The sequence below is a fragment of the Albimonas pacifica genome, from assembly GCF_900113695.1.
GTDB classification, from domain to species: Bacteria; Pseudomonadota; Alphaproteobacteria; order Rhodobacterales; family Rhodobacteraceae; genus Albimonas; species Albimonas pacifica.
This window is the reverse complement of sequence record NZ_FOQH01000005.1, coordinates 83,154-109,577: the sequence shown is the minus strand read 5'-3', so window position 1 is coordinate 109,577 and position 26,424 is coordinate 83,154. Positions and strand designations below refer to the sequence as shown.

Annotated in this window: 23 protein-coding genes; 11 read left to right on the top strand and 12 right to left on the bottom strand. The window is 75.1% G+C overall.

Going from position 1 to position 26,424, the window contains the following annotated elements; translation table 11 throughout:
- Nucleotides 1-119 precede the first annotated feature (119 nt).
- The 5 genes from BM064_RS11585 (at nucleotide 120) to cueR (ending at nucleotide 5,848) form a co-directional block, all read left to right on the top strand.
- Nucleotides 120-542 carry an MAPEG family protein gene (locus BM064_RS11585; protein ID WP_092859948.1) on the top strand — a complete coding sequence of 141 codons (423 nt, stop codon included), beginning with the start codon at nucleotides 120-122 and terminating at the stop codon, nucleotides 540-542.
- Nucleotides 542-1,903, top strand: a complete 1,362-nt coding sequence (locus BM064_RS11580) for a TldD/PmbA family protein (RefSeq protein ID WP_425426168.1) — start codon at nucleotides 542-544, stop codon at nucleotides 1,901-1,903. The genes BM064_RS11585 and BM064_RS11580 overlap by 1 nt, the downstream gene beginning before the upstream one ends.
- Entirely contained in the window at nucleotides 1,890-2,723 is an 834-nt protein-coding gene (locus BM064_RS11575) for an inositol monophosphatase family protein (RefSeq protein ID WP_092859947.1), read from the top strand. The genes BM064_RS11580 and BM064_RS11575 overlap by 14 nt, the downstream gene beginning before the upstream one ends.
- Nucleotides 2,724-3,041: 318 nt before the next feature.
- The gene (locus tag BM064_RS11570; RefSeq protein ID WP_218161021.1) at nucleotides 3,042-5,465 is read left to right on the top strand and encodes a heavy metal translocating P-type ATPase; all 2,424 of its coding nucleotides are present in this window, start codon (nucleotides 3,042-3,044) and stop codon (nucleotides 5,463-5,465) included.
- On the top strand, nucleotides 5,462-5,848 hold the full coding sequence (gene cueR / locus BM064_RS11565; protein WP_092859946.1) for a Cu(I)-responsive transcriptional regulator: 387 nt from the start codon (nucleotides 5,462-5,464) through the stop codon (nucleotides 5,846-5,848). The genes BM064_RS11570 and cueR overlap by 4 nt, the downstream gene beginning before the upstream one ends.
- 208 nt (nucleotides 5,849-6,056) lie before the next feature.
- On the opposite strand, the gene scpB is transcribed toward cueR, so the two are convergent.
- The 6 genes from scpB to BM064_RS11535 all read right to left on the bottom strand — a co-directional run bounded on the left by scpB (nucleotide 6,057) and on the right by BM064_RS11535 (nucleotide 11,979).
- Nucleotides 6,057-6,701, bottom strand: a complete 645-nt coding sequence (scpB, locus tag BM064_RS11560) for an SMC-Scp complex subunit ScpB (RefSeq protein ID WP_092859945.1) — start codon at nucleotides 6,699-6,701, stop codon at nucleotides 6,057-6,059.
- Nucleotides 6,691-7,518 carry a segregation and condensation protein A gene (locus tag BM064_RS11555; protein WP_092859944.1) on the bottom strand — a complete coding sequence of 276 codons (828 nt, stop codon included), beginning with the start codon at nucleotides 7,516-7,518 and terminating at the stop codon, nucleotides 6,691-6,693. Before BM064_RS11555 ends, scpB begins: the two co-directional genes overlap by 11 nt.
- Nucleotides 7,511-8,527, bottom strand: coding sequence for a beta-N-acetylhexosaminidase (nagZ, locus tag BM064_RS11550; RefSeq protein ID WP_092859943.1), 1,017 nt, complete (start codon nucleotides 8,525-8,527; stop codon nucleotides 7,511-7,513). Before nagZ ends, BM064_RS11555 begins: the two co-directional genes overlap by 8 nt.
- Nucleotides 8,524-9,414 carry an SPOR domain-containing protein gene (locus BM064_RS11545; protein WP_218161020.1) on the bottom strand — a complete coding sequence of 297 codons (891 nt, stop codon included), beginning with the start codon at nucleotides 9,412-9,414 and terminating at the stop codon, nucleotides 8,524-8,526. Before BM064_RS11545 ends, nagZ begins: the two co-directional genes overlap by 4 nt.
- A gap of 97 nt (nucleotides 9,415-9,511) precedes the next feature.
- Nucleotides 9,512-11,251: an arginine--tRNA ligase gene (gene argS / locus BM064_RS11540; RefSeq protein ID WP_092859941.1), complete on the bottom strand. Its 1,740-nt coding sequence runs from the start codon at nucleotides 11,249-11,251 to the stop codon at nucleotides 9,512-9,514.
- A gap of 344 nt (nucleotides 11,252-11,595) precedes the next feature.
- Nucleotides 11,596-11,979, bottom strand: coding sequence for a winged helix-turn-helix transcriptional regulator (locus tag BM064_RS11535; RefSeq protein WP_092859940.1), 384 nt, complete (start codon nucleotides 11,977-11,979; stop codon nucleotides 11,596-11,598).
- Nucleotides 11,980-12,128: 149 nt separating this feature from the next.
- Here BM064_RS11535 and BM064_RS11530 point away from each other — a divergent pair, with 149 nt between their 5' ends.
- On the top strand, nucleotides 12,129-12,980 hold the full coding sequence (locus BM064_RS11530; RefSeq protein ID WP_092859939.1) for an NmrA family NAD(P)-binding protein: 852 nt from the start codon (nucleotides 12,129-12,131) through the stop codon (nucleotides 12,978-12,980).
- A gap of 67 nt (nucleotides 12,981-13,047) precedes the next feature.
- Here BM064_RS11530 and BM064_RS11525 read toward each other — a convergent pair whose 3' ends face one another.
- On the bottom strand, nucleotides 13,048-14,217 hold the full coding sequence (locus BM064_RS11525; RefSeq protein WP_092859938.1) for a deoxyguanosinetriphosphate triphosphohydrolase: 1,170 nt from the start codon (nucleotides 14,215-14,217) through the stop codon (nucleotides 13,048-13,050).
- Nucleotides 14,218-14,345: 128 nt separating this feature from the next.
- Here BM064_RS11525 and erpA point away from each other — a divergent pair, with 128 nt between their 5' ends.
- The 4 genes from erpA to BM064_RS11505 all read left to right on the top strand — a co-directional run bounded on the left by erpA (nucleotide 14,346) and on the right by BM064_RS11505 (nucleotide 19,662).
- On the top strand, nucleotides 14,346-14,717 hold the full coding sequence (gene erpA / locus BM064_RS11520) for an iron-sulfur cluster insertion protein ErpA (protein WP_092859937.1): 372 nt from the start codon (nucleotides 14,346-14,348) through the stop codon (nucleotides 14,715-14,717).
- Nucleotides 14,718-15,117: 400 nt separating this feature from the next.
- On the top strand, nucleotides 15,118-17,232 hold the full coding sequence (gene recQ, locus BM064_RS11515; protein ID WP_092859936.1) for a DNA helicase RecQ: 2,115 nt from the start codon (nucleotides 15,118-15,120) through the stop codon (nucleotides 17,230-17,232).
- Between the two features lie 306 nt (nucleotides 17,233-17,538).
- Complete coding sequence (xth, locus tag BM064_RS11510) at nucleotides 17,539-18,321, top strand: exodeoxyribonuclease III (protein WP_092859935.1); 783 nt, start codon at nucleotides 17,539-17,541, stop codon at nucleotides 18,319-18,321.
- Between the two features lie 243 nt (nucleotides 18,322-18,564).
- Nucleotides 18,565-19,662, top strand: a complete 1,098-nt coding sequence (locus BM064_RS11505) for an Mrp/NBP35 family ATP-binding protein (protein WP_092859934.1) — start codon at nucleotides 18,565-18,567, stop codon at nucleotides 19,660-19,662.
- A 510-nt stretch (nucleotides 19,663-20,172) separates the two neighbouring features.
- Here the strand turns inward: BM064_RS11505 and BM064_RS11500 are convergent.
- Nucleotides 20,173-21,006, bottom strand: a complete 834-nt coding sequence (locus BM064_RS11500; RefSeq protein ID WP_177236223.1) for a delta-class carbonic anhydrase — start codon at nucleotides 21,004-21,006, stop codon at nucleotides 20,173-20,175.
- A gap of 287 nt (nucleotides 21,007-21,293) precedes the next feature.
- On the opposite strand from BM064_RS11500, the gene BM064_RS11495 reads away from it, so the two are divergent.
- Nucleotides 21,294-22,109 carry a transglutaminase-like domain-containing protein gene (locus tag BM064_RS11495; RefSeq protein WP_092859933.1) on the top strand — a complete coding sequence of 272 codons (816 nt, stop codon included), beginning with the start codon at nucleotides 21,294-21,296 and terminating at the stop codon, nucleotides 22,107-22,109.
- 57 nt (nucleotides 22,110-22,166) lie between these two features.
- Here the strand turns inward: BM064_RS11495 and BM064_RS11490 are convergent, their stop codons facing one another.
- The 4 genes from BM064_RS11490 to BM064_RS11475 all read right to left on the bottom strand — a co-directional run bounded on the left by BM064_RS11490 (nucleotide 22,167) and on the right by BM064_RS11475 (nucleotide 26,421).
- Nucleotides 22,167-23,210 (bottom strand): zinc-binding metallopeptidase family protein, encoded by a 1,044-nt coding sequence (locus tag BM064_RS11490; RefSeq protein ID WP_092859932.1) that lies wholly within the window; start codon nucleotides 23,208-23,210, stop codon nucleotides 22,167-22,169.
- A gap of 67 nt (nucleotides 23,211-23,277) precedes the next feature.
- Nucleotides 23,278-23,904 carry a glutathione S-transferase family protein gene (locus BM064_RS11485; protein ID WP_092859931.1) on the bottom strand — a complete coding sequence of 209 codons (627 nt, stop codon included), beginning with the start codon at nucleotides 23,902-23,904 and terminating at the stop codon, nucleotides 23,278-23,280.
- 106 nt (nucleotides 23,905-24,010) lie between these two features.
- Entirely contained in the window at nucleotides 24,011-25,555 is a 1,545-nt protein-coding gene (locus tag BM064_RS11480; protein ID WP_092859930.1) for an ATP-binding cassette domain-containing protein, read from the bottom strand.
- Nucleotides 25,552-26,421, bottom strand: coding sequence for an ABC transporter permease (locus BM064_RS11475; RefSeq protein ID WP_092859929.1), 870 nt, complete (start codon nucleotides 26,419-26,421; stop codon nucleotides 25,552-25,554). The genes BM064_RS11480 and BM064_RS11475 overlap by 4 nt, the downstream gene beginning before the upstream one ends.
- Nucleotides 26,422-26,424 lie beyond the last annotated feature (3 nt).

Sequence of the window (26,424 nt, the reverse complement as noted above, 5' to 3'; positions counted from 1 at the left end):
GCCGGGGCGGGCGCGTCGCGCCCCCCTCCCGGCCCTGCACCGATTGACGCCCGCGCCTCACCCTATACGTTGCGGAGGCGCGGCGGCCCTTCGCCCGCCCCCCTCTCCCGGAGCGTCCGATGCCCCTGCCCGCCCTCTCCGCCGTCGCCCTCTACGGGGGGCTGAACGGCCTGGTGCTGTTCTGGCTCGCCTTCAACGTCGTGAAGGTGCGGCGCGAGCGGAAGGTCTGGATGGGCGACGGGGGCGACCCGCGCGTGATCCGCGCGATGCGCGGCCAGGCGAATTTCGTCGAGTTCGTGCCCCTGACCCTGCTGCTGATCGCGCTCGCCGCCCTGCTGGGGGCGCCGAGCCTCGCGATCCATGCGCTGGGGGCGATGCTGACCGTGGGCCGGGTGCTGCACGCCTGGCACTTCACACAGGCCGACGCCGCCCGCTGGAGCCGCGGCGCGGGCGCGCTGCTGACCCTGCTGGCGTTGCTGCTGGCGGCCCTCGGGGCCATCTCCCATGGCCTGATGGGTCTTGGAACCGGAATGGAGGCATGATGGACGGCGACATGACCGCCCCCGCGGGCGAGGCGATCTGCGAGGCGCTGCTGGCGGCGGCGAAATCCGCCGGCGCGCAGAGCGCCGACGCCATCGCGATCTCGGGCGAGAGCCTCTCGGCCGACGTGCGGGGCGCGCGCCTCGAGCAGGCCGAGAGGGCCGAGGGCGTCGACGTGGGCCTGCGCGTGCTGATCGGGCGCAGGCAGGCCACCGTCTCGGCCTCCGACGCCCGCCCGGCGACGATCGCCGCGCTGGCCGAGCGCGCCGTGGCCATGGCCCGCGTGGCGCCCGAGGATCCCTGGTGCGGCCTCGCCGACCCCGGGCAGCTCGCCGCCTCCTGGGACGTGGCCGCGCTCGACATGCTCGACCCCGCCGGGCCGCCCGATCCCGCGGCGCTCGAGGACGCGGCCCGCGCGGCCGAGGCCGCGGCGCTGGCCGTGAAGGGCGTGACCCAGGCCGAGGGCGCCGGCGCCGCCTGGTCGCGCCGGCGCATCCACCTCGCGGCCTCCAACGGCTTCTCCGGGGGCTACGCGCGCACCACCTCGTCGCTCTACGTCTCGGCCATCGCTGGCGAGGGCCTGGGGATGGAGCGCGACCACCGCGCCGAGAGCCGGCGGCGCTGGGCGTCCCTGCCCTCGGCCGAGGAGATCGGGCGCGAGGCGGGCGAGCGGGCCGTCGCCCGCCTGAACCCCCGCCGCGCCCCCACCGGGGCCTGGCCGGTGATCTACGACCGCCGCATCGCCTCGAGCCTCATGGGCCACCTGCTGGGCGCGGCCAACGGCGCCTCGGTCGCCCGCGGCGGCTCCTGGGCCGCGGACCTGCTGGGGGAGCGGGTGCTGCCCGCCGGCATGGACCTGGTCGAGGAGCCGCTGCGCCCGGGCGCCGCCGCCTCCCGCCCCTTCGACGCCGAAGGGCTGCCGGTGAGCGAGCGCGCCTTCGTCAGGGACGGGGTGCTGACGAGCTGGGTCCTGGACCTCGCCTCCGGCCGCCAGCTGGGCATGGAGTCGACGGGCAACGCCATGCGCGGCGCCTCGTCGACGCCCTCGCCGGGAACCTCGAACGTCCGGCTGACGCCGGGGGCCCTGAGCCTCGAGGAGATGCTGGCGCAGGTCGGCACGGGGCTGCTGGTCACCTCGATGATCGGCGCCTCGATCAACGCCACCACCGGCGACTATTCCCGCGGCGCCTCGGGCTTCTGGATCGAGAACGGCGCGCTCGCCTACCCGGTCAACGAGATCACGGTCGCGGGCAACCTCAAGCGGATGCTGGCGGGCCTGACCGCCGCCAACGACGGCGACGAGACGAAATCGGCCGTGGTCCCCTCCCTGCTGGTCGAGGGCCTGACGGTTGCCGGCGGCTGATCTCGATCCCCCTGCCCTCGACCCCCGCGACGCCGAGGATCTCGCGCTGCTGACCGAGGCGGCGCGGGCCGCCGGCGTCATCGCGCTCCGCCACTTCCGCGAGGACCCCGAGTCCTGGGAGAAGGGCGGCGGCCAGGGCCCGGTCTCGGAGGCCGACCTCGAGGTCGACCGGATGCTGCGCGCCGAGCTCGGCGCGGCGCGGCCCGGCTACGGGTGGCTGTCGGAGGAGACCGAGGACGAGGGCGCGCGGCGCGAGGCCCGCCTCTCGGCCGAGCGGGTGTTCATCTGCGATCCGATCGACGGCACCCGCGCCTTCCTCAAGGGCGAGGAGACCTGGGGCCACGCGCTCGCCGTCGCCCAGGGCGGCGTGGTCCGGGCGGGGGTGATGTTCCTGCCCGCCCGCGGCGCCATGTACGCCGCCAGCCTCGGCGGCGGCGCGACGTTGGACGGGGCGGCGCTGGCGCCCTCCGCCCGCACCGAGCTGACCGGCGCCGACGCGCTGGTATCGGCCGCCGGAATGCGGCCCGAGCGCTGGAAGGGCGCGCCGCCGCCGGTGACGCGGCACTTCCGCGCCTCGCTGTGCTACCGGCTGTGCCTGGTGGCGCAGGGGCGGTTCGACTGCTCGATCTCGGTGGGCGGGGTCTGGGAATGGGACGCCGCCGCCGGCGACCTGATCCTGCGCGAGGCCGGCGCCGCCGTCTCGGACGCGCGGGGCGAGACGCCGCGCTACAACCGGCCGGAACCGCGGCTCTCCGGCCTGATCGCCTCCGCCCCCGGGCTGCACCGCGCGATCCTCGACCGGCTGGCGCCCCACGACTGAGCCCGGAGCGCCGCGTCGGCGGTCGCGCCCGCGGCCGGCGTCCGGCCCGCGGCGCGGCCCGGCCGGGCGCCCGGGGCGGGCGGGCGGCGGGCGTGGCGCTTTACCTCCAGTGGCTTGCAGGCGGCCAGCCGCCCGCCGGGCGCCCCGGGCCGGGGCCCGGGTCGCGCGCGCCTGCGGCGCGCGGGGGGTGGGGCGGGCCGTGGGCGCCGAGGGCCTGTGGGTCGCCCGGGGCGACGTTTGAGGGCGGCGTGCGAAGATCCCCTTGACCTTCCAGCGACTGGAAACCTTATATCCGGCGCCGAGCCAAGGAGCCGGACCATGAAAGACGCTGCATTCCAGGAACTTGACCTCCCGACCGAGTCGCCCTCGGCCCCGCCGGGCCTGTCGATCTCGGTGGCGGGGATGACCTGCGCGGGCTGCGCGGGGCGGGTGGAGCGCGCGCTCGCCGCCCTTCCCGGCGTCGCCTCGGCCCAGGTGAACCTGGCGCTGGAGCGGGCCGACGTGGCGCTTGCGGGCGCCTCGGCCGCCGAGCTCGCCGCCGCCCTGCGCGGGGCCGGCTTCGCCGCGCGGGAGGAGACCGCGGCCCTCGCCCTGCGGGGCATGACCTGCGCGGGCTGCGCCAGGCGCATCCAGCGGGCGCTGGAGGGGGTTCCCGGCGTGGTCGCGGCGGAGGTGAACCTCGCCCTCGACCGGGCCGAGGTCCGCCGCCTGCGCGGGGCGGCCGAGGACGGGGAGCTGATCGCCGCCGTGAAGGCCGCGGGCTACGAGGCGACGCTCGCCGACGCCGGCGCGCTCGCCGCGCAGGAGCCGCGCGCGGGGGCCGAGCGCTGGGACCTGCCGCTCGCGGCCCTGCTGACCGCGCCGCTGCTGGCCCAGATGATCGCCATGACCTTCGAGCCGTCCTGGCGGATGCCCGGCTGGACGGAGCTGGTCCTGGCGACCCCGGTCGTCGCCTGGTTCGGCCGCCGCTTCCACCGCGGGGCGCTGGCCGCGCTGCGCGCGCGCACGGCGAACATGGACACGCTGGTCTCGATGGGCACGCTGGCGGCCTGGGGCTTCTCGACCTGGATGCTCGCGACCGCCCATGCCGGCCACGCGCCGCATCTCTACTACGAGGCGGCGGCGGTGATCATCACCCTGGTCCTCGCCGGCAAGGCGCTGGAATCGCGGGCCAAGCGCGCCGCCTCGGCCGCCCTTCGCCAGCTGATGGCCCTGCGCCCCGACAGCGCCCGGGTGCTGCGGGCAGGCGAGGAGATCGAGGTGCCGGTGGCCGAGGTCTCGGTCGGCGACATGGTGATCCTGCGCCCGGGCGAGCGCGCCCCCGTGGACGGAACCGTCGTGCGCGGCGAGAGCGAGTTCGACGAGAGCCTGGTGACGGGCGAGCCCCTGCCCGTCCCCCGCCTGACGGGCGACCCGGTCCCCGCCGGCGCGGTGAACGGAACCGGCCAGGTGCGCCTGCGCGCCGACCGGGTGGGGCGGGACACCACGCTCGCGAAGATCGCCGAGATGGTCGCCCGGGCCCAGACCGGCAAGGCGCCGGTGCAGCGGCTGGTGGACCGCATCGCCTCGGTCTTCGTGCCGGTTGTGCTGGCGATCGCGGCGCTGACGCTGATGGGCTGGCTCGTGGCGGGGGCGTCGCTGGACGCCGCCGTCTCGGCCGCGATCTCGGTGCTGGTCATCGCCTGCCCCTGCGCGCTGGGGCTGGCCACGCCCACGGCGCTGGTCGCGGGCACCGGGGCTGCGGCGAAGGCCGGCGTGCTGATCAAGGACATCGCCTCGCTGGAGCGGGCGGCGCGCATCGACGCGGTGATCTTCGACAAGACCGGCACCCTGACCCTCGGCAAACCCGAGGTCGCCGAGGTCCGTCCGCTCGCCGGTCTCTCGCGCGAGGAGCTGCTGGCGTTGGCGGCCTCCGTGCAGCGCGGGTCCGAGCATCCGCTGGGCCGGGCCATGGTCGCGGCGGCGGAGGGCCTGCCCCTGCGCGAGCCCGAGGGCTTCCGCGCCGCCGTCGGCGCCGGCGTCGAGGCGCGCATCGACGCCGTCCCGGTGCGCATCGGCCGGCAGGACTACGCCGCCCCCGGGGCCGGCGCGGAGCTGCAGGCGCAGGCCGCCGAGATGGCCGGCGCCGGGCGCACCGTGGTCTGGGTGGCGCGCGAGGGCGAGGCGCTGGGGCTGATCGCCCTGTCCGACGCCCCGCGCGAGGATGCGGCCGAGGCGGTCGCCTCCCTGCGCCGGCGCGGGGTCGCCGTCTCGCTGCTGACGGGCGATGCAGAGCCCGCCGCCCGCGCGGTGGCCGAGCGGCTGGGGATCGAGGACGTCGTGGCGGGCGTGCGCCCCGAGGGCAAGGCCGAGGTCGTGCAGGCCCTGGTCGCGCGGGGCCGGCGCGTCGCCATGGTCGGCGACGGGATCAACGACGCGCCGGCGCTGGCCGCGGCCGATCTCGGCATCGCCATGGGCGGCGGCGCGGACGCGGCGATGGAGGTGGCGGGGGTGGCGCTGGTGCGCCCGCGCCCGACGCTGGTGGCCTCGGCGCTCGACATCGCGGCGGCCACGTCCTCGAAGATCCGCCAGAACCTGTTCTGGGCCTTCGCCTGGAACACGCTCTGCATTCCCGTGGCGGCGGCGGGCCTGCTGGACCCCGCGGTCGCCGGCGCCGCGATGGCGCTCAGCTCGGTCAGCGTGGTCGGCAACTCCCTGCTGCTCACCCGCTGGCGCCCCGGCGCCCAGGAGGCTGCACGATGAACATCTCCGACGTCTCGGCCCGCTCGGGCCTGCCCGCCAAGACCATCCGCTACTACGAGGACATCGGGCTGGTGCGCCCGGCCCGCGGCGAGAACGGCTACCGGGATTTCTCGGACCGGGACGCGCACAAGCTGGCGTTCCTGGCCCGCTCCCGCTCGCTGGGCTTCTCCATCGAGGAGTGCCGGACCCTGCTCGCGCTCTACGAGGACCGCGAGCGCGCCTCGGCCGACGTGAAGCGGGTGGCGGAGGCGCATCTGGTCGAGATCGACCGCAAGGTCGCCGAGCTGCAGGCGATGCGGGAGACGCTGACCACGCTCGTGCATCGCTGCCACGGCGACGACCGGCCGGACTGCCCGATCCTGACCGACCTCGCGGGCACGTAGGGCGCATTTCAATGCGCCGTCGTAGGGCGGGGGGGGCGGCGTGGGGGCGGCGCTGGACAGACGCATTGAAATGCGCCCTACGCGTTCCGCCCGCCCCACAGGCGCCCCGGGCTTGACCCGGGGCCTCTGCCCGCCGCCCGTCACGTGCGCCGCGCGGCGGATGCCGTCCCTGCGCGAGGCCCCAAGACAGGCCCGGCCCGCCCCGGGATCAGTCGTCGGGATCCTCGAACATGCGGGGCTGGTTGGGGTCGTCGGGGTCGGGCTCCGCCTCGCCGGGGGGGACGTTGTCCAGAAGGCCCGCGTCGCGCAGCTCCTTCAGGCCCGGCAGGTCGCGGGCGCTCTCGAGGCCGAAGTGGTCGAGGAAGCCCTCCGTCACCACGTAGGTCGAGGGGCGGCCCGGGGTCATCCGGCGGCGGCCGAGACGGACCCAGTTGCGCTCGATCAGCAGGTCCAGCGTGCCCTTGGAGACCGCGACGCCGCGGATGTCCTCGATCTCGGCGCGGGTGACGGGCTGGTGGTAGGCGATGATCGCCAGCGTCTCGATGGCCGCCCGCGACAGGGGCCGCGTCTCGACCACCTCGCGCGCCAGCAGCCAGCCGAGATCCGCAGCGGTGCGGAAGGCCCAGGAATTGCCGGCCTGCTCCAGCGTGACGCCCCGCCCCTCGTAGCGCCGGCGCACCCGCTCCAGCGCCTGGGCGGCGTCGCATCCCTGGGGGAGGCGGGCGGCGATCTCGGCGGGCGTCAGCGGCTCGCGCGAGGCGAAGAGCACCGCCTCGACCATCCGCTCCTGCTCCTCGATGGGGGGCGAGGGGAACAGCGGCGCGGCGGCGTCGTCTTCGGGTTCATCGGGCATCGGCGGCGCGACGCCTCAGGGTGATCTCGCCGAACACCTCCTGCTGGCGCAGCTCCGCCTCGCCGCGGCGCACCAGCTCCAGCATCGCCACGAAGGTGGCGGCGGTGGCCGAGCGGCGACGCTTGGGATCCTCGCGCCAGGAGGCGGGCAGGAAGCTCGACAGCGTGCGCCAGTCGAGCACGTCGCCGATCAGGCCGCGCAGGCGCTCGATGGCCTCCTCGGGCGTCATCACCGGCGCGCGGTTCATGTGCAGGGGGCGGTAGTCGTCGCGGGTCTTGATGCGCGAATAGGCGCGCAGCAGGTCGATCAGGCTCGCGTCGTAGATCACCGTGCGGCGCAGCGTCTGGGTATCCGGCGCGCCGCGGGCGAAGCGGTCGCGCTCGAGCTGGTCGCGGCCCATCAGCCGGGCGCCGGCCTCGCGCATCGCCTCCAGCCGCTCCAGCCGCCAAGCGAGGCGGGCGGCCAGTTCCTCGGCCGAGGGGCCCTCCTCGGTCGGCTCGGGGGGCAGCAGCAGCCGGGATTTGAGGTAGGCGAGCCAGGCGGCCATGACCAGGTAGTCGGCGGCCAGCTCGATGCGCAGACGCTTGGCCTCCTCGACGAAGGCGAGGTATTGCTCGGCGAGCTGCAGGATCGAGACGTGGCGCAGGTCCACCTTCTGGCTGCGCGCGAGCGTCAGGAGGATGTCGAGCGGGCCCTCGAAGCCCTCGACGTCGACGACCAGCGCCTCGGCCGCGGTCTTGTCGTCGCCGGTCAGCGCCCCGGTGCGCCCGTCGGGGACGTCGCGGAACAGCTGGTCCCAGGCGGCGCGCTCAGGCATGGGCGCTCTCCAGCAGGCCGACGATCTCGGCGTAGCGGGAGTCGGCGGCCCGGGCGTCGAACGCCTCCGGCGCCCGGCGGGCGGCGAGCGCCCGCTCGGCGCGGGCCAGCGCCCGGCCCTCGAGGCGCGGGGTGGCGCTCAGCGCGCCCTCCATCTCGGCCATGTCGCCGTTGCAGTGCAGGATCAGGTCGCAGCCCGCGGCGATCGAGCGCTCGGCCCGTTCCGCCATGCCGCCCGCCAGCGCGTTCATCGACAGGTCGTCGGTCATCAGCAGGCCGTCGAAGCCCAGCTCCTCGCGGATCGCGCGGATGCCGGCGGGGGACTGGGTGGCGGGGGCGTCAGGGTCGATGGCGGAGTAGACGATATGCGCCGTCATCCCCATCGCGAGGTCCGCGAGCGGCCGGAAGGCCGCGAAGTCGTGGGCGCGCAGCTCCTCCAACGAGGCGTCGACCACCGGCAGCGCCAGGTGGCTGTCCGCGGTCGCCCGCCCGTGCCCCGGCAGGTGCTTCAGGACCGGCAGCACGCCGCCGGCCGCCATCGCGTCCGTCACGATCCGCCCGCGGCGGGCCACCGTCTCGGCCGACCGCCCCAGCGCGCGGGTCGAGATGATCCCGTCGGTCTCCTCGAAGCGCACGTCGGCGATGGGCATGCAATTCACGTCGAGGCCGACGTCGTGCAGCTCGGCCGCGATGGCGCGGAACTGGAGGGCCAGCGCCTCGTCGGCCAGCGCCTCGGGCAGGCCCTCGACGATGCGCTCCATCCACGGCCATTCGCGCCAGTGGGGGGGCTTGAGGCGGGCGACGCGGCCGCCCTCCTGGTCCACCAGGATGGGGGCGTCGCGGCCGACGGCCTCGCGCAGGTCGGCGGTCAGGGCGCGCAGCTGGTCGGGGCTCTCGACGTTGCGGGCGAAGACGATGAAGCCCCAGGGGTCGGCGTCGCGGAAGAAGGCGGCCTCGCCGGCCGAGAGGCGGGGCCCGGAGCAGCCCAGGATGATCGCCCGGGCGCTCATCGGATGGTGGCCACGATGCAGGCGTCGCCGCGGGACTTCAGCGCGGCGCAGAGCTCCTGCGCCTGCCCGCGGTCGGCCACCGGCCCGGCGCGCAGACGGTAGAGCGTGCGCCCGCCGGACTCGACGGTGGTGACCGCGTGGGCGAGCCCGCTCAGCAGGTCCTCGTGCCGGCGCTGGGCGCGTCGCCACTGCGATTCCGCGATGGCCTGCGAGTTGAAGGCGCCGAGCTGCACCCCGATGTCGCCCGTGGCCAGCGAGGTCGCGGCCGGCGTCGGCGCGGGGATCGCCGCGGCGGCGGCGGCCGCGGCGGCGGCCATCTCGGCGCGGGTCGGGGCGCGCGGGCGCAGCGGCGGCGGCGGTGCGGCGACGGCGGAGAGGGAGGAGCTCTCGTCCTCGTCCTCCACCTGGCTCGCGGTCGGATCGTCGCCCATCTGCTGCTCCTGCAGCGCGCGGGCCACGGCGCGCTCGATCGCGTCGGGGTCGGCGTCGGGGGCGGCGGCCGGGTCCTGGGCGCCGTCGGAGGGCGTCGCCAGCGGATCGGGCGCGGTCAGGTAGGGCTGCGGCTGGTCCTCGTCGGCCAGCCCTTCGGCCTGCGGCGCCAGGCCCGGCTCGACGGCCGAGCCCGCGACGCCGCCCACGATGCGGCTGACGGCCATGTCGGTGCGCTCGAGCTTCAGGCCGCCCGGATCCTCGGGCACGATCTTCATCGGGCCGTCCTCGGCCCTGAGAAACGGGATCTGCCCGGAGTCGCGGGTCAGCAGGCCATGACCCCAACTGACCAGGCCCCAGACCAGCGCGATGGCGCAGGCGCCGCCGAGCGCGCCTGCGAATTGCCGCCGCCAGCCGCGGCCGCCGCGTTCGTCGAACCCGTAGGGGTCTCCGGCCATTTCGGCCATTCGGAATCCCGCCTGCGCTGAGGCCGGCCCCCGAAGTTTTCCCCGTGAGGCGCGGCGATGACTGCTCGTCCCCGCCGCGGACGCTTGTTCAGCGCATCTCTTCGGCGGGGGTCACCCCCAAGATACCCAAACCGGCGGCGATGACAACCGCGACGGACTTCACAAGCGCCAGCCGGGCCGCGGTTCCCGCAGGATCCGTCTCCTGCACGACACGCAGCCGCGGCTCGTCCTTGCCCTTGTTCCAGTGGGCATGGAAGGCCGAGGCGAGGTCGTAGAGGTAGAAGGCCACCCGGTGCGGCTCGTGATGCCTGGCCGCCGTCTCCACCAGCCGGGGCCATTCGGCGACCTTGGCGGCGAGCTCCAGCTCGTCGGGATGATCCAGCGGCGCCAGCGCCGCCTCGTCGGCGGCCACCTGGCCCAGCCCCGCCTCGACGGCGGTGCGGAAGATCGAGTTCACCCGGGCGGAGGCGTACTGCACGTACCAGACGGGGTTGTCGCGCGACTGCTCGGTGGCCTTGGCGAAGTCGAAATCCAGCGGCGCGTCGTTCTTGCGGGTCAGCATCACGAAGCGGGTCACGTCGGGACCCACCTCGTCCACGACGTCGCGCAGCGTCACGAAGGTGCCCGCGCGCTTCGACATCTTGAACGGCTCGCCGTTCTTGAAGAGCTTCACGAGCTGGGTGAGCTTGATGTCCAGCGGCACCCGGTTGCCCGACAGGGCCGCCGTCGCCGCCTTCAGGCGCTTCACATAGCCGCCGTGGTCCGCGCCGAAGACGTTGATCAGCTCGTCGAAGCCCCGCTCCACCTTGTCGTAGTGATAGGCGATGTCGGGCGCGAAATAGGTCCAGCCGCCGTCCGACTTCTTCAGCGGCCGATCCACGTCGTCGCCGTAGTCGGTCGAGCGGAACAGGGTCTGGGGCCGCGGCTCCCAGTCCTCGGGGGTCTTGCCCTTCGGCGGCTCCAGCACGCCGACGTAGACCAGGCCCTTTTCCTCGAGCGTCTTCAGCGCGCCCTCGATGCGGCCGCCGGAATAGAGCGACTTCTCCGAGAAGAAGACGTCCATCTTCACGCCCAGCGCGGCCAGATCCTCGCGGATCAGGTCCATCATCATCCCGGTGGCGAAGTCGCGCACCTCGCGCAGCCACTCGGCTTCGGGCTTGTCGAGCAGGGCGTCGCCGAACTTCGCCTTCAGCGCCTCGCCCACGGGCACGAGATAGTCGCCGGGATAGAGCCCGTCGGCGATCGCCGGCTCCAGCCCGTGCGCCTCGCGGTAGCGCTCGTAGGCGGAGCGGGCCAGCACGTCGACCTGCGCGCCGCCGTCGTTGATGTAATACTCGCGCGTCACGTCCCAGCCGGCGAAGTCCAGCAGGCTCGCCAGCGCGTCGCCGAAGACCGCGCCGCGGGTATGCCCCACGTGCAGCGGGCCGGTGGGGTTGGCCGAGACGTACTCGACGTTCACCTTCCTGCGCCCGCCCATGTCCGAGCGGCCGAAGTCCGCGCCCTGCGCCAGCGCGGTCGCCACCGCCGCCCGCCACACGGCGGGCGAGAGCCGCAGGTTGAGGAACCCGGGCCCCGCCACCTCGGCGGAGGCGACGCGCGCGTCCGCCTCCAGCAGGGGCGCGAGCGCCTCGGCGATGTCGCGCGGCTTCATCCGCGCGGGCTTGGCGAGCACCATCGCGGCGTTGGTCGCCATGTCGCCATGGGCGGGATCGCGGGGCGGCTCGACGGCGACGTTGGCGAGATCCAGTCCCGGGGGCAGCGCGCCCTGCGCGGCCAGCGCCTCGAGGCTGTCGGTCACCAGGGCCCGGATGTCGGCGAAGAGGTTCATGGAAGGCTCCATCTGCGGCGCGCGACCTTTGCCACCGCCGCGCCCGCGGGTCAACGCGCCACGCCCCCCGCACGCCCCGCCCCAGGCCCTCCCGGGAGCGCCTGTTCTCCGGAGCCGTCCGTCGCTGATGCCGATCAGAGCGAGTCGGCCGGAGCGGTCAAGGATCGCGCAGCGACCGCGCTCCGCGCGGCTCGTCCTTGACCGCTCCGGACGACTCGCTCAGGCATCTTCAGCGACGGACGGCTGCGGAGAAGAGGCGCGGGCCTGTTCTTGGGTGAGTTCAGAAGCGGCCCCCGCGCGCGCCGCAGGCGCGCAGGCCGCCCGCAGGGCGCCTCCGGGCCCCGTCACCCTCCGTGCCGCGCCTCGCCGAGGGCCGCGTCATAAGCCTTCTGCGCCTCGATCACCGCCTCCATGTTGCGCTCGGCCCAATGGGCCAGCGCCGAGACCGTCTCGGTCAGCGTGCATCCCAGCGGGGTCAGCGAGTATTCCACCGTCACCGGCACCGTCGGGAAGGCCTCGCGCGCCACCAGCCCGTCGCGCTCCAGCTTCTTCAGCGTGGCCGAGAGGACCTTCTGCGAGATCCCCTCGATGTCGCGCCGCAGCCCGTTGAAGCGCACCGGCCCCGGCTTCAGCCGGTCCAGGATCAGCACCGACCACTTGTCCGCCAGCCGGTCGAGCACCATCCGCGTCGGACAGGCCTGCGCATAGACGTCCCAGGGCCGCTCCATCCGCGTCCTCCTCCTCCCGCCCCGGGGCCGGTCACCCCGAGGTCACCACGTCACCGGAAAGTGCCTTCTTACGCGCTTTCCGACTGCGGTCTATGTAACCCATGGAAACAAGGTTTCCAATGGATACCACATCGTTTCGGAGGTCCCCAATGCCCGGCAAGATCCTCGTTCTCGGCGCCGGCGGCGCCGTCGGCCGCCCCCTGGTCCGCGCCCTCGTCGCCAGGGGCGAGCGCGTGCGCGCCGCCACCCGCGACGGGCGCGCGGTCGAGGGGGCCGAGGGCGTCGCCTTCGACCACGCCGACCCCGCGACCTTCGCCCCCGCCTTCGAGGGGGTCGACCGCCTCCACCTGATGCTGCCCGGCGGCTACGTGGCGGTCACCCAGATGCTCCTGCCGGTGGTGGACTTCGCCGCCGCCCGGGGCGTGAAGACGGTGATGCAGAGCGTCTTCGGGGTCGACGCCGACGACACCATCCCCTACCGCCAGGTCGAGCTGGCGCTGGAACGCTCGGGCGCGCCCTTCGTGATCCTGCGCCCCAACTGGTTCGCCGACAACTTCCTGAACTACTGGGGTCATGGCGTGCTGGCGGGCGAGATCGCGGTTCCGGCGGGCGAGGGCGCCTCGTCCTTCATCGACGTGCGCGACGTCGCCGAAAGCGCGGCCGCGGCGCTGACCACGGACCGTTTCGACGGCCGGGCCTTCAACCTCACCGGCCCCGCGGCGCTGACCTACGCCGAGGCCGCCGCGATCCTGGCCGGCGCCCTGGGCCGCCCCGTCGCCTACCGCGACATCCCCGAGGCGCCCTTCGTCGAGGGCCTGATCGCCGCCGGCCTGCCCGCCGACTACGCGCCGTTCCTCGCCTCGATCTTCGCTCCGGTGCGCGCGGGCTGGACCGCCGCCGTCGCCCCCGACGTCGAGACCCTGACCGGCCGCGCCCCCCGCTCCCTCGAGACCTGGGCGCGGGACGCGGCCCCCGCCTTCCGGACGCTCGCCGCCGCCTGAGGCGCCGCCGCAGCCGACCCCGCGCGCCCCCGCCCAGCGGGGGCGCGCCTCGCCGGCCGCCAGCGCCTCAGGTGCGCGACATCGGGTCGGTGAGCTGGCGGTGCTCCTGCAGGGCGAAGCGGTCGGTCATGCCCGCGATGTAGTCGGCCACCACCCGCGCCCGCCCCGCCGCGGACATCGCGTGCATCGCGGAATCGCGCCAGTCGTCGGGCAGGACGCGCGGCGTCTCCATGTAGATCTCGAACAGCTCCGCCACCACCGCCGCCGCCTTGCGCCGCATCCGGGCCACGCGCCAGTGGCGATACATCCGCTCGAACAGAAAGCCGCGCACCTGCCGCAGGTCCGAGACCAGCCCGTCCGAGAAGGCGATCACCGGCCGCCCCAGCGCCCGGATCTCGTCCGCGGTCTCGGCCCCGGACTGCGCCAGCCGCAGGCGCGAGGTCTCCAGCACGTCCTCCACCAGCGCCCCGAACACGCGCCGCAACGCCTCGTGCTGGCGGCGCGCGGGGTCGAGGCCGGGATACCTGCGGTCCACCTCCGCGAAGCAGTCGCCCACCACCGGCAGGGTCGCGATCTCCTCGGCCGTGAACAGCCCCGCCCGCAGCCCGTCGTCGAGGTCGTGGGTGTTGTAGGCGATGTCGTCCGACAGCGCCGCCGCCTGCGCCTCGGCCGAGGCGTGGGTGTGCAGCTCCAGGTCGTGGCGGGCGACGTATTCGGCCAGCGCATAGTGCAGCTCGCCCGTGTCCGCGCCCATTTCGCACAGCGGCCCGTTGTGCTTGGCGATGCCCTCCAGCGTCTCCCAGGTCAGGTTCAGCCCGTCGAACTCGGCGTAGCGCGCCTCGATCTCGGTGACGATCCGCAGGGCCTGGGCGTTGTGGTCGAAGCCGCCGTAGGGGATCATGGCGGCGTGCAGCGCATCCTCGCCGGTGTGGCCGAAGGGCGTGTGGCCCAGGTCGTGGGCCAGCGCCACCGCCTCCGCCAGCTCCTCGGTCAGGCCGAGGTCGCGCGCCAGCGTGCGCGCCACCTGCGCCACCTCGATGGAATGAGTCAGCCGGGTGCGGTAGTAATCGCCTTCATGCTCCACGAAGACCTGGGTCTTGTGCTTGAGCCTGCGGAAGGCCGAGGAGTGGATGATCCGGTCGCGGTCGCGCTGGAAGGGCGTGCGGTGGGCGGATTCCGGCTCGGCGTGCAGGCGCCCGCGCGAGGCGGCGGGCAGGCAGGCGTAGGACGCGGGCATCGGGGCGCTCCCGGCTCTGGAATGCGGGGTCGGGGGCGTCGGCGGCCGCGACGCCTCTTGCGTCCCCCCCGCCTCCGCCTAGATGATGGCGCGAGGCCTACACCATCCTCCGCGAAGGGAAAACCGCCATGGCCGCGCCTGACTTCTCGCTCGACCTCTCGACGCCCGCGATCTCGATCCCGCCCCGCGCGACCGACCGCGCCTTCGCGCGCCTGGCCGAGATCGCCGACGACGCCGGCCGCCCGCAATGCCTGCGGGTCGCGGTGGAAGGCGGCGGCTGCTCCGGCTTCCAGTACGAGATCACGCTCGAGGACGCGCCCGCCGAGGACGACCTGGTGCTCGAGAAGGACGGCCAGAAGATCCTGGTCGACCCGGTCTCGCTCCCCTACCTCTCCGACTCGGTGATCGACTTCACCGACGAGCTGATCGGCGCCCGTTTCGCGGTGGAGAACCCCAACGCCTCCAGCTCCTGCGGCTGCGGCGTCTCCTTCTCGATGTAAGCGCGCGGCCCGCCGCCGCCCGCCACGAGCCCTCCGGGAGCGCCTGTTCTCCGGAGCCGTCCGTCGCTGGCGGCCAACGGAGCGACTCGCCCCCGCCGGTCAAGGATCGCGAAGCGACCGCGCGCAGCGCGGCTTGTCCTTGACCGGCGGGGGCGAGTCGCTCAGGCCGGCCAGAAGCGATGGACGGATCCGGAGACCAGGCGCGGCTTGTTCTCTGGTGAGTTCCAGAAGCGCCCCGCGGGCGCCAGCCCGCCGCGCGCGAAGCGCGCGCAGGCCAAGCCCGCCCGCAGGGCGCCTGCGTCCCTGCAGACCCGCCCCTCCCCCTCTCGCCTTCGCGCGTCGGCCCCGATACTCTGCCCCCCGACCCCACGCAGCAGCATCCAGGCCCGCGCCCGATCCCATGCCCACCCCTGAGACGCTCCTGAAATCCGTCTTCGGCTTCGACGCCTTCCGCCCCGGCCAGGAGGAGATCGTCTCCGCCATCGAGGCCGGCCGGAACGTCCTGGCGATCATGCCCACCGGCGGCGGCAAGTCGCTGTGCTACCAGCTCCCCGCCCTGGCGCGGGAGGGCGTGACGCTGGTCGTCTCCCCCCTCATCGCCCTGATGCGCGACCAGGTGGCTGGCCTGCGCGAGGCCGGCGTCGAGGCCGGCGCCCTCACCTCCGCCAACACGCCTCAGGACAACGAGCGCATCTTCGAGGCGATCGACCGCGGCGCCCTGAAGCTCCTCTACCTCGCGCCCGAGCGCCTCGCCTCCTCCCGCCAGCTCCTCGCCCGCCTGCCGATCTCGCTGCTGGCGATCGACGAGGCGCATTGCGTCTCCCAGTGGGGCCACGACTTCCGCCCCGATTACCTTCGCATCGGCGAGCTGCGCGCCGCGCTCGGCAACGTCCAGACCGCCGCCTTCACCGCCACCGCCGACGAGGAGACCCGCGCCGAGATCCTGCGCCGCCTCTTCGACCACGACGACGCCCCCCTGACGGACGACGTCGGCGGGGGGGGCGAGGACCCCGCCGCCCCCGCCGTGTTCCTGCGCGGCTTCGACCGTCCCAACCTCTACCTCGCCTTCGAGGCCAAGGCCTCGCCGCGCAAGCAGCTGATGGACTTCGTCCTGCCCCGCAAGGGCCGCTCGGGCATCGTCTATGCGGGCAGCCGCAACAAGTGCGAGGTGCTGGCGACCGCGCTGCGCGCCGAGGGGCTCGACGCCCTGCCCTACCACGCCGGCCTCGACGCCGAGACGCGCTCCCACACCCAGGACCGCTTCTCCCGCGAGGACGGCATGGTGATCTGCGCCACCGTCGCCTTCGGCATGGGCGTGGACAAGCCCGACATCCGCTTCGTGGCCCACGCCGACCTGCCCAAGTCGGTCGAGTCCTACTACCAGGAGATCGGGCGCGCGGGCCGCGACGGCGCCCCCGCCGACACCTTCACCCTCTACGGGGTCGAGGACATCAAGCTCCGCCGCCTGCAGATCGACGAGAGCCAGGCGCCGGAGGAGCGCAAGCGCGCCGACCACCAGCGCCTCAACGCCCTGCTCGCGCTGGCCGAGGCGCCCGGCTGCCGCCGCCAGACCCTGCTCGCCTATTTCGGCGAGGCGCGCCCGCAGCCCTGCGGCAACTGCGACCTCTGCCGCAAGCCGCCCGAGCTCTTCGACGGCGCCGTGGCCGCCCAGAAGGCCCTCTCGGCCATCTACCGCACCGGCGAGCGCTTCGGGGTCGAGCATGTCGTCGACGTCCTGCTCGGCAAACCCAACGAGCGGGGCGAGCGGCTGGGCCACGACCGCCTCTCGGTCTTCGGCATCGGCAAGGAGTTCGACCGCAACGCCTGGCGCGCGATCCTGCGCCAGCTGCTGGCGCTGGGGCTCGCCGCCGTCGACGGGCAGACCGGCGGCTGGCGGCTGACCGAGGACGCCCGCCCGGTGCTGCGCGGCGAGAAGGGCCTGCAGCTGCGCAAGGACGCGCTCAAGGCCCGCGGCGCCGCGAAGGACGACCGCCGCCCCGCCCCCGCCGCCCTGGTGGACGAGGCGGACGAGCCCCTGCTCGCCGCCCTCAAGTCCCTGCGCCGGCGCCTGGCCGAGGCCCAGAACGCCCCCGCCTACATCGTCTTCAACGACCGCTCCCTGATCGACATGGCCACGAAGAAGCCGCGGACCATGGACGAGCTCGCCACCTGCCACGGCGTCGGCGCGGCGAAGCTCGCCCGCTACGGCGCCGAGTTCCTGGAGGTCCTCACCGGCGCGCCCGCTCCCGAGGCGCACCCGACCCGGATCCGCGCCGCCGCCGCCGGCACGGGCGAGGTCTTCGACGCGCTCCACGCCGCCCAGCTGCGCCTCGCGCGCGGGGCGCAGGGCACGGACAAGCTGCTGACCTGCACCAACTCCACCCTCTCCAAGGTGGTCGAGCGCCGTCCCGACAGCCTCGAGGCCCTCGCCGAGGTCCCCGGCATGGGCCCCCAGCGCGCCGAGCGCTTCGGCCCCGCCTTCCTCTCCATCCTCGCCGCGGCCGCCGAGGCCTGATCCCGCCCGCCCCCGGCGCCCCGGAACCCGCCCCTCGCGAAGCGCCTGTTCCCCGGAGCCGTCCGTCGCTGATGCCGATCAGAGCGACTCGGCCCCGGGGGTCAGGGATCGCGAAGCGACCGGCGAAGCCGGCTTGTCCTTGACCCCCGGGGCCGAGTCGCTCAGGCATCTTCAGCGACGGACGGATCCGGGGAACAGGCGCGGCCCTGTTCCCGGGTGAGTTCAGAAGCGCCCCCGCGCGCAGCGCAACGCCTGAGCGAGCCCCGCCTCGCGAGGCCCCCGCCAGAGGCCAGGAGACCCCCGCCGATGAAGATCGCCACCTTCAACATCAACGGCGTGAAGGCCCGCCTCCCCGCCCTGCTGGAATGGCTCGACCGGGCGAAACCCGACGTAGTCTGCCTGCAGGAGATCAAGTCCGTCGACGAGACCTTCCCGCGCGAGCCCATCGAGGACGCCGGCTGGAACCTCGAGACCCACGGCCAGAAGGGCTTCAACGGCGTCGCGATCCTCGCGCGCCGCCCGATCGAGGACGTGATGCGCGGCCTGCCCGGCGACGAGAGCGACGAACAGGCCCGCTACATCGAGGCCACGATCTCGGCCGACAAGGGCGCGGTGCGCGTCTGCGGCCTCTACCTGCCCAACGGCAACCCCGCTCCGGGGCCGAAATACGACTACAAGCTCGCCTGGATGGAGCGGCTGGAGGCGCGCGCGGCGGAGTTGATCGCCTCGGAGGAGATCGCGGTGCTGGCGGGCGATTACAACGTCATCCCCCAGCCCGAGGACGCCGCCCGCCCGCAGGCCTGGACCGAGGACGCGCTGTTCCTGCCGCGGACCCGGGCCGCCTACCGCCGGATCCTCAATCAGGGCTGGACCGACGCGCTGCGCATCCACCGCCCCGGGCCCGAGGTCTACACGTTCTGGGACTACCAGGCCGGCGCCTGGCAGAAGAACGACGGCATCCGCATCGACCACCTGCTGCTGACCCCCCAGGCCGCCGACCGTCTGAAGGGCGCCGAGGTCGACGCCTGGGCGCGCGGCGGCGACAAGCCTTCCGACCACGCCCCCGTCTGGATCGAGCTCGACCTCTGAGCCTGCGCCGCCCCGGCGCCCTGGCGCGCGCGCTGCGGGCGCTCCGACGCTCCCTTGCCCGCGCAGGCGCCCCGGGCCCGACCCGGGGCCGCTCCCGCCCCCGCCGTCCGCGCGGGGCGGGCGAGAGGGGGCGCTCTCCGTCGCCGCGCCCGGCCGCCGCCTTGCGGGTTCCGCTCCCGCCCCATAGGTAGGCGCGAAGGCGCGCCGACCCGACCGCATCCGGCCGCGCGAGGAGACCCCGAAATGAGCGTCACGCGCGAGGACATCCTGAAGGCCCTTTCCCGGGTGGTGGATCCCGGCTCGGGCAAGGACCTGGTCGCCGCCGACATGGTGCGCGCCCCCTCGTTCGAGGCCGGCCAGGCCCGCTTCATCCTCGAGGTCGACCCCGCCCGCGGCCGCGAGATGGGTCCCGTGCTCCAGGCGGCCGAGGCCGCCGTGGGCGCCCTGCCCGGCGTCGAGAAGGTGCAGGGGGTGCTGACCGCCCACGGTCCCGCCGCGCCCGCCGCGCGCGCGCCCGCGCCCCCCGCCGGGGCGGCGCCGAGCCTCAAGATCGGCCGGCATCCGCAGCCGCAGGCCTCTAAGAAGATCGCGGGCGTGGACAAGATCCTCGCGGTCGGCTCGGGCAAGGGCGGGGTCGGCAAGTCGACCGTCTCGGTCAACCTCGCCGTGGCGCTGGCGCAGGCCGGCAAGCGGGTGGGGCTGCTGGACGCGGACATCCACGGCCCCTCCCAGGCGCGGATGCTGGGGCTGTCGGAGCGTCCCCGCTCCGACGGCGACACGATCATCCCGCTGAAGGCGCACGGACTGACGGCGATGTCGATCGGCCTGATGCTGCCCGAGGACGAGGCGGTGATCTGGCGCGGCCCGATGCTGATGGGCGCGCTCCAGCAGATGATGAACCAGGTGCGCTGGGGCGAGCTGGACGTGCTGGTGGTGGACCTGCCGCCGGGCACCGGCGACGTGGCGCTGAGCCTGTGCCAGAAGGCCGAGGTCACCGGCGCCATCGTGGTCTCGACCCCGCAGGACGTGGCGCTGCTCGACGCCAAGAAGGCGGTGGCGATGTTCCGCAAGCTGGAGACGCCGGTGCTGGGGCTGGTGGAGAACATGTCGGTGTTCGTGTGCCCCCACTGCGGCCAGCCGAGCCACATCTTCGGCCATGACGGGGCCAAGGCCGAGGCGAAGCGCCTGGGGCTCCCGTTCCTGGGCGAGATCCCCCTGCACCTCGACATCCGCGTCTCGGGCGACGCCGGCGCCCCGATCGTCGCCGCCGCGCCCGACGCCCCCCAGAGCCAGGCCTTCCGCGACCTCGCCGCCCGGTTGATCGAGAGCGGCAAGGCCTGAGCCGCCGGAGGTCCGCTCCCCCGCCAGCCCCACGCGCGCCCCGGGCCTGACCCGGCGCCTCTTCGCGGCGTGCCGTGAGGCGCGAGCCAGGCGGTTCGGCGCCGATCCGAGACGGAGGCTGGGGGCAGGTTCGGCAGGGAGACCGGGGCCCTTCGCACAGGCGCTTGTCGCAGCGTTCCCGACGCGGCCCGCCGCTCTCAGGCCCTCCACGCCCACGCTCCCTGCCGGCGGCAGGAGGGAGGCCCCGGGTCCAGCCCGGGGCCCCTCGGGGCGAGGGACCGCGCCCCACGACGAGGCGGCGGCGCAGGATCGGGCCGCCGCGCCGAGCGCCCCCCGGAGGCAGGACGCCGAGCCGGGCCGCCGCCGCAGGCAGGGCGCCGCGCCGGGCGGCTCCCGGAAGCCGGACGCCGCGCCGGGCGGCCGCGGAAGGGAGGAGGCCGCGCCGGGCGGCCCTCGCAGGCGGCGGCCGCGGCGGGCGGCGGAGCTCGAAAAAGTCGGCGGCGCGCGGGCTCAGTCGATCGGCGACAGCAGGGCCGGCGAGACCACCAGCCGGCGCACGCCGTGGGCGTGGTCTTCCTCGAACGTGTTCTCGGCGCACCAGCGGTGCAGGGTCATCACGTCGACCCGCGCGCACCAGGGGCGCACCGACCAGGTGACCTGGTAGGGCGAGCAGCTCTGCTCGGAGTACTTCGGCCCGGTGGTGGAGCCGGCGAAGACGACCGGCTCCCCGAAGCCGGTGGGCAGCGCGCGCGGCTGGCTGGGCGCGGCGGGGATCGAGGGGTCGGGCGCGGCGTAGTCGAACTGGGAGAAATCCAGCGCCTCCGGATCGTTGACTGCCAGGAACACCTGGGTCTCGACGCGCAGCTGCGGGTTGGCGCAGCGCTCGCTCGCGCAGGCGCCGAGCCCCGCCCCGGGCCCCGCGTCGCAGGTGGTGTGGACCCAGTGCACCTCGACCGTGTCGCCGGGCTCCAGGCCGTGGCAGGCGCCGTGGCCGTGCAGCGGATCCTCGCGCTCGAGCGCGGTCAGCTCGGCGGTCTCGTTGCACAGCCACCCGCCATGCTCCCCTTCCCCGCCGGGGACCGAGAAGCCCGGGCCCTTGTGCTCGGCGTTCACGTGGAAGTGGATGTTGCACAGGTTCATGCGCGAGGCCGGGGGCGCGGCGGCGAAGCCGCGCGGGTTGGCGCCGGACTTCACCGAGATGTCGCGCGGCGCCTGCGGCCCGAACCCCTCGCACAGCGGCTCGGCCCCCGCCTGCGCCGGGGCGGTCGGCGCCAGCGCCGCGAGGGCGGCGAGGACCGTCAGGACCGCCGCAAGGGGCGGGATCGGGACGGCGGGTCGGTGCATGCTCGGGCGCTCCGCAGGGCCCGGGCGGGCCGGGCGGTGGGCGACAGGAAGTCGGCGACTCGGGTTGAGACGACGTTAAGGCCGCGCGCGCAGGGGCTTCAGGCGGCGACGGAGCGGGCGGCGCGGCGGTCGCGCGGCCCGGGACGGCGCCGCCCTCCCCCCGCGTCGTTCCGACGCGAGGGGGCTTGCCTCCGTGACCCCGCCGGTTAACTGCCTCCACTCTCGCGGAGGGGCCGAGTCGCGCCTCTCCGCCGGCCCCTTTCGCCCGCGACACCCAAGGAGACGTCATGCGCCTGCGCCTAGGATGCGAGATCGCCAGCGATTTCCAGGCCCCCACGCCGATCGTCGCGATGCTCAACGTGCACCACTCGCGCGTGTCCTGCCTCGAGCGGCCGGACCACCTGACCGTGTCGCCGCCGGTGCCGATCGACCACTACCGCGACTCGTTCGGCAACTGGTGCGCCCGGATGGTGGCCCCCGCGGGGCGGTTCTCGCTGCGCACGGACGGCATCATCCGCGACGACGGCGCGCCCGATCCGGTGTTCCCCGACGCCCGGCAGGCCGCGATCGAGGACCTGCCCTCCGACACGATCCAGTTCCTGCTGCCCTCGCGATACTGCGAGTCCGACAAGCTGATGGAGGAGGCCTGGAACCGCTTCGGCCACCTGCCCGAGGGCTGGGCGCGGGTGCAGGGAGTGGTGGAATACGTCCACCACCACATCGTCTTCGACTACATGGCCGCCCGCAACACCCGCACCGCCTTCGAGGCGAACCAGGAGCGCACCGGCGTGTGCCGCGACTTCGCCCACCTGGCGGTGGCCTTCTGCCGGGCGCTGAACGTGCCCACGCGCTACTGCACCGGCTACGTCTCGGACATCGGCCAGCCGCCGCCCTACGCGCCGATGGATTTCGCCGCCTGGATGGAGGTGTTCCTCGACGGGCGCTGGATGACCTTCGATCCGCGCAACCTCACCCCCCGCAGGGGCCGGGTGCTGGTCGGGCGGGGGCGCGACGCGGCCGACGTGCCGCTGACCCACTCCTTCGGCTTCGCGCAGCTCGCGAAGTTCGAGGTCTGGATCGACGAGGCGCCCGACGCCGCCTGACCCGGCCGCCCCCCGCGCGACGCGCGAGGGGGGCGCGGCGCCCGCCCCGGCCCGCGGTCAGGCCGTCGGGGCGTCGGCCGGCGCCGGAGCCCGATCGGCCGGGGCGATCGGGCCCGCGGCGAGCCAGCGGTGCACGAAGGCCAGCTTCTCGCGCGCCCGCTCGGGCAGCACGAACGGGTAGAGGTCCGCGAGGCCCATCGACCGGTTCACGTGGTTCAGCGCCAGCCCCAGCTCGCAGCCCCGGTCGACCAGCGCCAGCGCGTCGCGCTCGGCATAGGCGTCGTAGTCCGGCCCCGCCGAGGGCGCGTCGAGGCCCGCGGCCACGAAACTGTCCACGATGTCGGTCAGGTGCAGGAGATGGGCGCAGCTCTCCGCCCAGTCCTCGTGCGCATGGGCGGAGGCGTATTCGCTGACGTGCTCGTCCTGCCAGTCGGGGGGCGGGCCCTGCTCGTAGTGGCGCGCGAGCGCCGCGGCGTAGTCCTCCCGCTCGTCGCCGAAGAGGGCGCGGAACGCCTCGAGGAACTCGGCGGAGGCCGAGAGGCGGAGCTGCAGGGCATGGGCGAGCTCGTGGCGGAAATGGCCGTTGAGCGTGCGGAACGCCTCGCCCAGGTCCTCGCGCCGGCGCGCCCGCTCGGCGCGGTCGGCCTCGGCGAGGTTGATGGTCACCACCCCGTCCGCGTGGCCCATGATCACGTCCACGGGGCCGTGGCGGGTCTCCTCGGCCAGCATCTTGAACACCGGCGCGGGGCCGGGGTCGTCGGGCGTCCACCAGTCCCAGCGGGCGAGGTTGGCCAGCACCCAGCGCTTGGCGGCCTCGGCCTCGGCCCACTGGGCGACCGCCTCGGGCAGCGAGGGATCGGGGGAGGTGTGGGTCATGGCGCAGGCGCGGCAGAACTCGCCGCCCTCCGCCGGCCAGTTGCAGCCCAGGCTCTCGCGGTGGGCGCAGGCCCGGGGGCCCGCCTCGCCCTCGGCGGCCAGCGCCGCGAAGGCGCCGGCGCGGCTCTCGGCGTCGGGATCCCAGACCACCTGCGCGCCGCAGGCGCAGGCGAGGTTGTGAAACCACAGGCGCCCGCCGCAGGCGGGGCATTGGAAGAGGCGCATCGCGGCTCCTGTCTGGCGCGGCCCCGCCCTGCCCGGCGGACGCGGCCTCGCCGACGCCGCCGGGGGGTCAGAGGGGCTTCAGCCCCTCCGCCTCCAGCGCCGCCTGAACGGCGGGGCGCGCCTGCATCCGGGTCCGGTGCTCATGCACCCTGGGGAACCGCGCGATATCCAGCTTGTCCGTCTCCATCCACCGGGAGACCGTGTAGAGATAGGCGTCGGCGACGCTGTGACCATCCCCCATCACGAACGGGCCCTTGAAGACCTCCTCCTCGATGTGGCGGAAGCTCTCGCCCACCGTCTGCGGGACCTTGGCGACCATGTCGGCGTGCGAGCTCTCCTGGTCCGCCCAGCGCGCGGCGCGCCGGCCGTGGGCGTGGTTCACGTGCAGCGTGGCGCAGAGATAGGCGTTGAAGCTCTGCATCTGCGCGAAGGCCCAGGGGTCGGTCGGGGCGAGGCCCGCCTGCGGGAAGCTCTGCGCGATCCAGGCCAGGATCGCCGGCGTCTCGGTCAGCGGCCCCTTCTCCGTGACCAGCAGCGGAACCCGGCCCTTGGGGTTCATCGCCAGGTATTCGGGCGTGCGCTGCTGGGCGGCGGCGAAATCGACGCGGTGCAGCTCGAACTCGGCCCCCGCCTCGCGCAGCGCGATGTGGGAGGCGAGCGAGCAGGCGCCGGGCGAGGAATAGAGCGCGATCAAGACGGATCCTCCGGTCTGGCCCCGCCGTCGTCGGGCGGCGGGGCGGTCGGCGCGCACCCTAGCGGCGCCTGCGCCGGGGCGGAAGTCTCGGCGGGCGCGCGGCCGCTCAGGCCGGCGCCATCGCCCGCGCCGCCGCGACCAGCCGGCGCGCGGCCGCGCTGCGCGGGGCGTCGAGGATCGCCGCCGCCGGGCCCTGCTCGACCACCCGGCCCGCCTCCATCACCGCGAGCCGCGGGCAGACCGCGCGGGCGACGGCGAGGTCGTGGGTGACGAACAGCATCGCGAAGCCCCGCTCCGCCTGCAGCCGGGCGAGCAGCGCCAGCACCCGCTCTTGCGTGGTCACGTCGAGGGCCGAGGTCGGCTCGTCCGCGATCAGCAGCGCCGGGCGGGCCGCCAGCGCGCGGGCGATGGCGATGCGCTGACGCTGGCCGCCGGAGAAGGCGAGCGGCCGGCGCGCGGCCGCGTCCGGCGGCAGGCCCACGGCCTCGAGCAGGCGGGCGACCTCGGCCCGCGTCGGCGCGCCGGGGGCTGCGAGACGCAGGTGGGCGACGGGCTCGGCCACGATCTCGCCCGCCGTCATCCGCGGATTCAGCGAGCCGAGCGCGTCCTGGAAGACCATCTGCACGGTCCCCTCCCGCCGCACCCGCCCGACGTCGGGGCGCAGCAGCCCCGCCGCCAGCCGCGCCACGCTGCTCTTGCCCGAGCCCGAGGCGCCGACCAGCCCCAGGCTCTCCCCCGCCCGCAGGCTCAGGGAGACGTCCTGGAGGACCGCCGCCGGCGCGGGGCGCAGCAGCGCGCGGCGGGCGTAGGAGAGGCCGACCCCCTCCAGCGCCAGCACCGCCGGCCCCTGCGGCGCCCGGGCGACGGGGCCGGGCGCGTCGAGCCGCGGCAGCGCCGCGGCCATCGCCCGGGTCCAGGGATGGGAGGGGGCGCGCAGGATCGTCTCCGGCGGGCCGGTCTCGACGATGCGGCCCGCCTGCATCACCGCCACGCGGTCGGCGCAGGCGGCCGCGGCGGCGAGGTCGTGGCCGATCAGCAGCGCCGCCATCCCCCGATCGCGGCACAGGCGGCGCAGCAGCGCCAGCAGCGCCGCCCGCCCCGCGACGTCGAGCGAGGCGGTGGGCTCGTCGGCCACCAGCAGCTCCGGGTCGCCCGCCAGCGCCAGCGCGATCACCGCCCGCTGGCGCTGCCCGCCCGAAAGCCGGTGCGGCGGGCGGGAGAGCATGGCGGCGGGCTCCGGCAGCCCGGCCTCGGCCAGCAGCGCCTCGGCCCGCGCGCGCGCCGGGCCGCGGGCGAGGCCGCGGCGCAGGCGCAGCGTCTCGACGAGCTGGGCGCCGATCGAGGCCATGGGGTCGAGCGCGGCGCTCGGGTCCTGAACCACCGTGGCGATGCGCAGGCCGCGCAGGGGACGGAAGCCGGCCTCGGGCAGCGTAGCGAGGTCGAGGCCGGCGAACAGGATCCGCCCCCCCGTCACCCGTCCGGGCGGCGGGATCAGCCCCAGCAGGGCGGCGGCCAGCGCCGACTTGCCGGCGCCGGATTCGCCCGCCAGCGCCAGGATCTCGCCCGGCGCGATCTCGAGGCTGGCGCCGTCCACCGCCTGGCGCCCGCCAAAGGCGACGCGCAGGTCCTCGATGCGCAGGAGCGGGGTCACGGGCGCGCGCTCCGATGCGGGTCGGCGCGCGCGCGCAACGCCTCGGCGGCGGCGTTGGCGCCCAGCGCCAGCGCCACCAGCAGGGCCGAGGGGAAGGCCGCGATCCACCAGCGCCCGGCGAACATCTGCTCGGACCCCAGCCGGATCAGCGTGCCCAGCGAGGGCGTCGACGGCGGCGCGCCGAGCCCGAGGAACGACAGCGTCGCCTCGGCGATGGCCGCCAGCGGCAGCAGGACCGCGGCCAGCGTCAGCAGCGGGCGCGCGACGCCGGGCAGGACGTGGCGCAGCAGGATCCGCCACCCCGGCAGGCCGGTGATGCGGGCGGCGGCGACGAAGTCGCGCCGCGCCTCCACCGCGGCGGCGGCGCGGGCCACGCGGGCGAACTGCGGCCAGTCGCTGAGCCCAATGGCGAGCGCGGTGGCCGGGATCGCCAGCGCCTCCCGCGCGCCGGGGGGCAGCAGGGCGCGGGCGAGCCCGTTGACCAGGATCGCCACCAGGATCCCCGGCAGGGTGAGCTGCACCTCCGCGAGCCGCATCAGGACCGCGTCGAGCCAGCCCCCCGCGGCCCCCGCCACGACGCCCACGAGCGCCCCCAGCCCCAGGCCCAGCGCCGTCGCCGCCAGCGCCACCAGGATCGAGAGCCGCCCGCCGTAGAGCATGGTCGACAGCAGGTCCCGCCCCTGCCCGTCGGTCCCCAGCCAGAACGGCGCCCGCCCGCCCTCGGCCCAGGCCGGCGGCAGGAAGGCGTCGCGCAGCGACAGGGCGGCGGGATCGAACGGGTCCTGCGGCGCGACCCAGGGCGCGAACAGGCAGGCGAGCGCCGGAAGCAGGCCCAGCGCCACCGCGAGGACGAGGACGGGACGCACCGC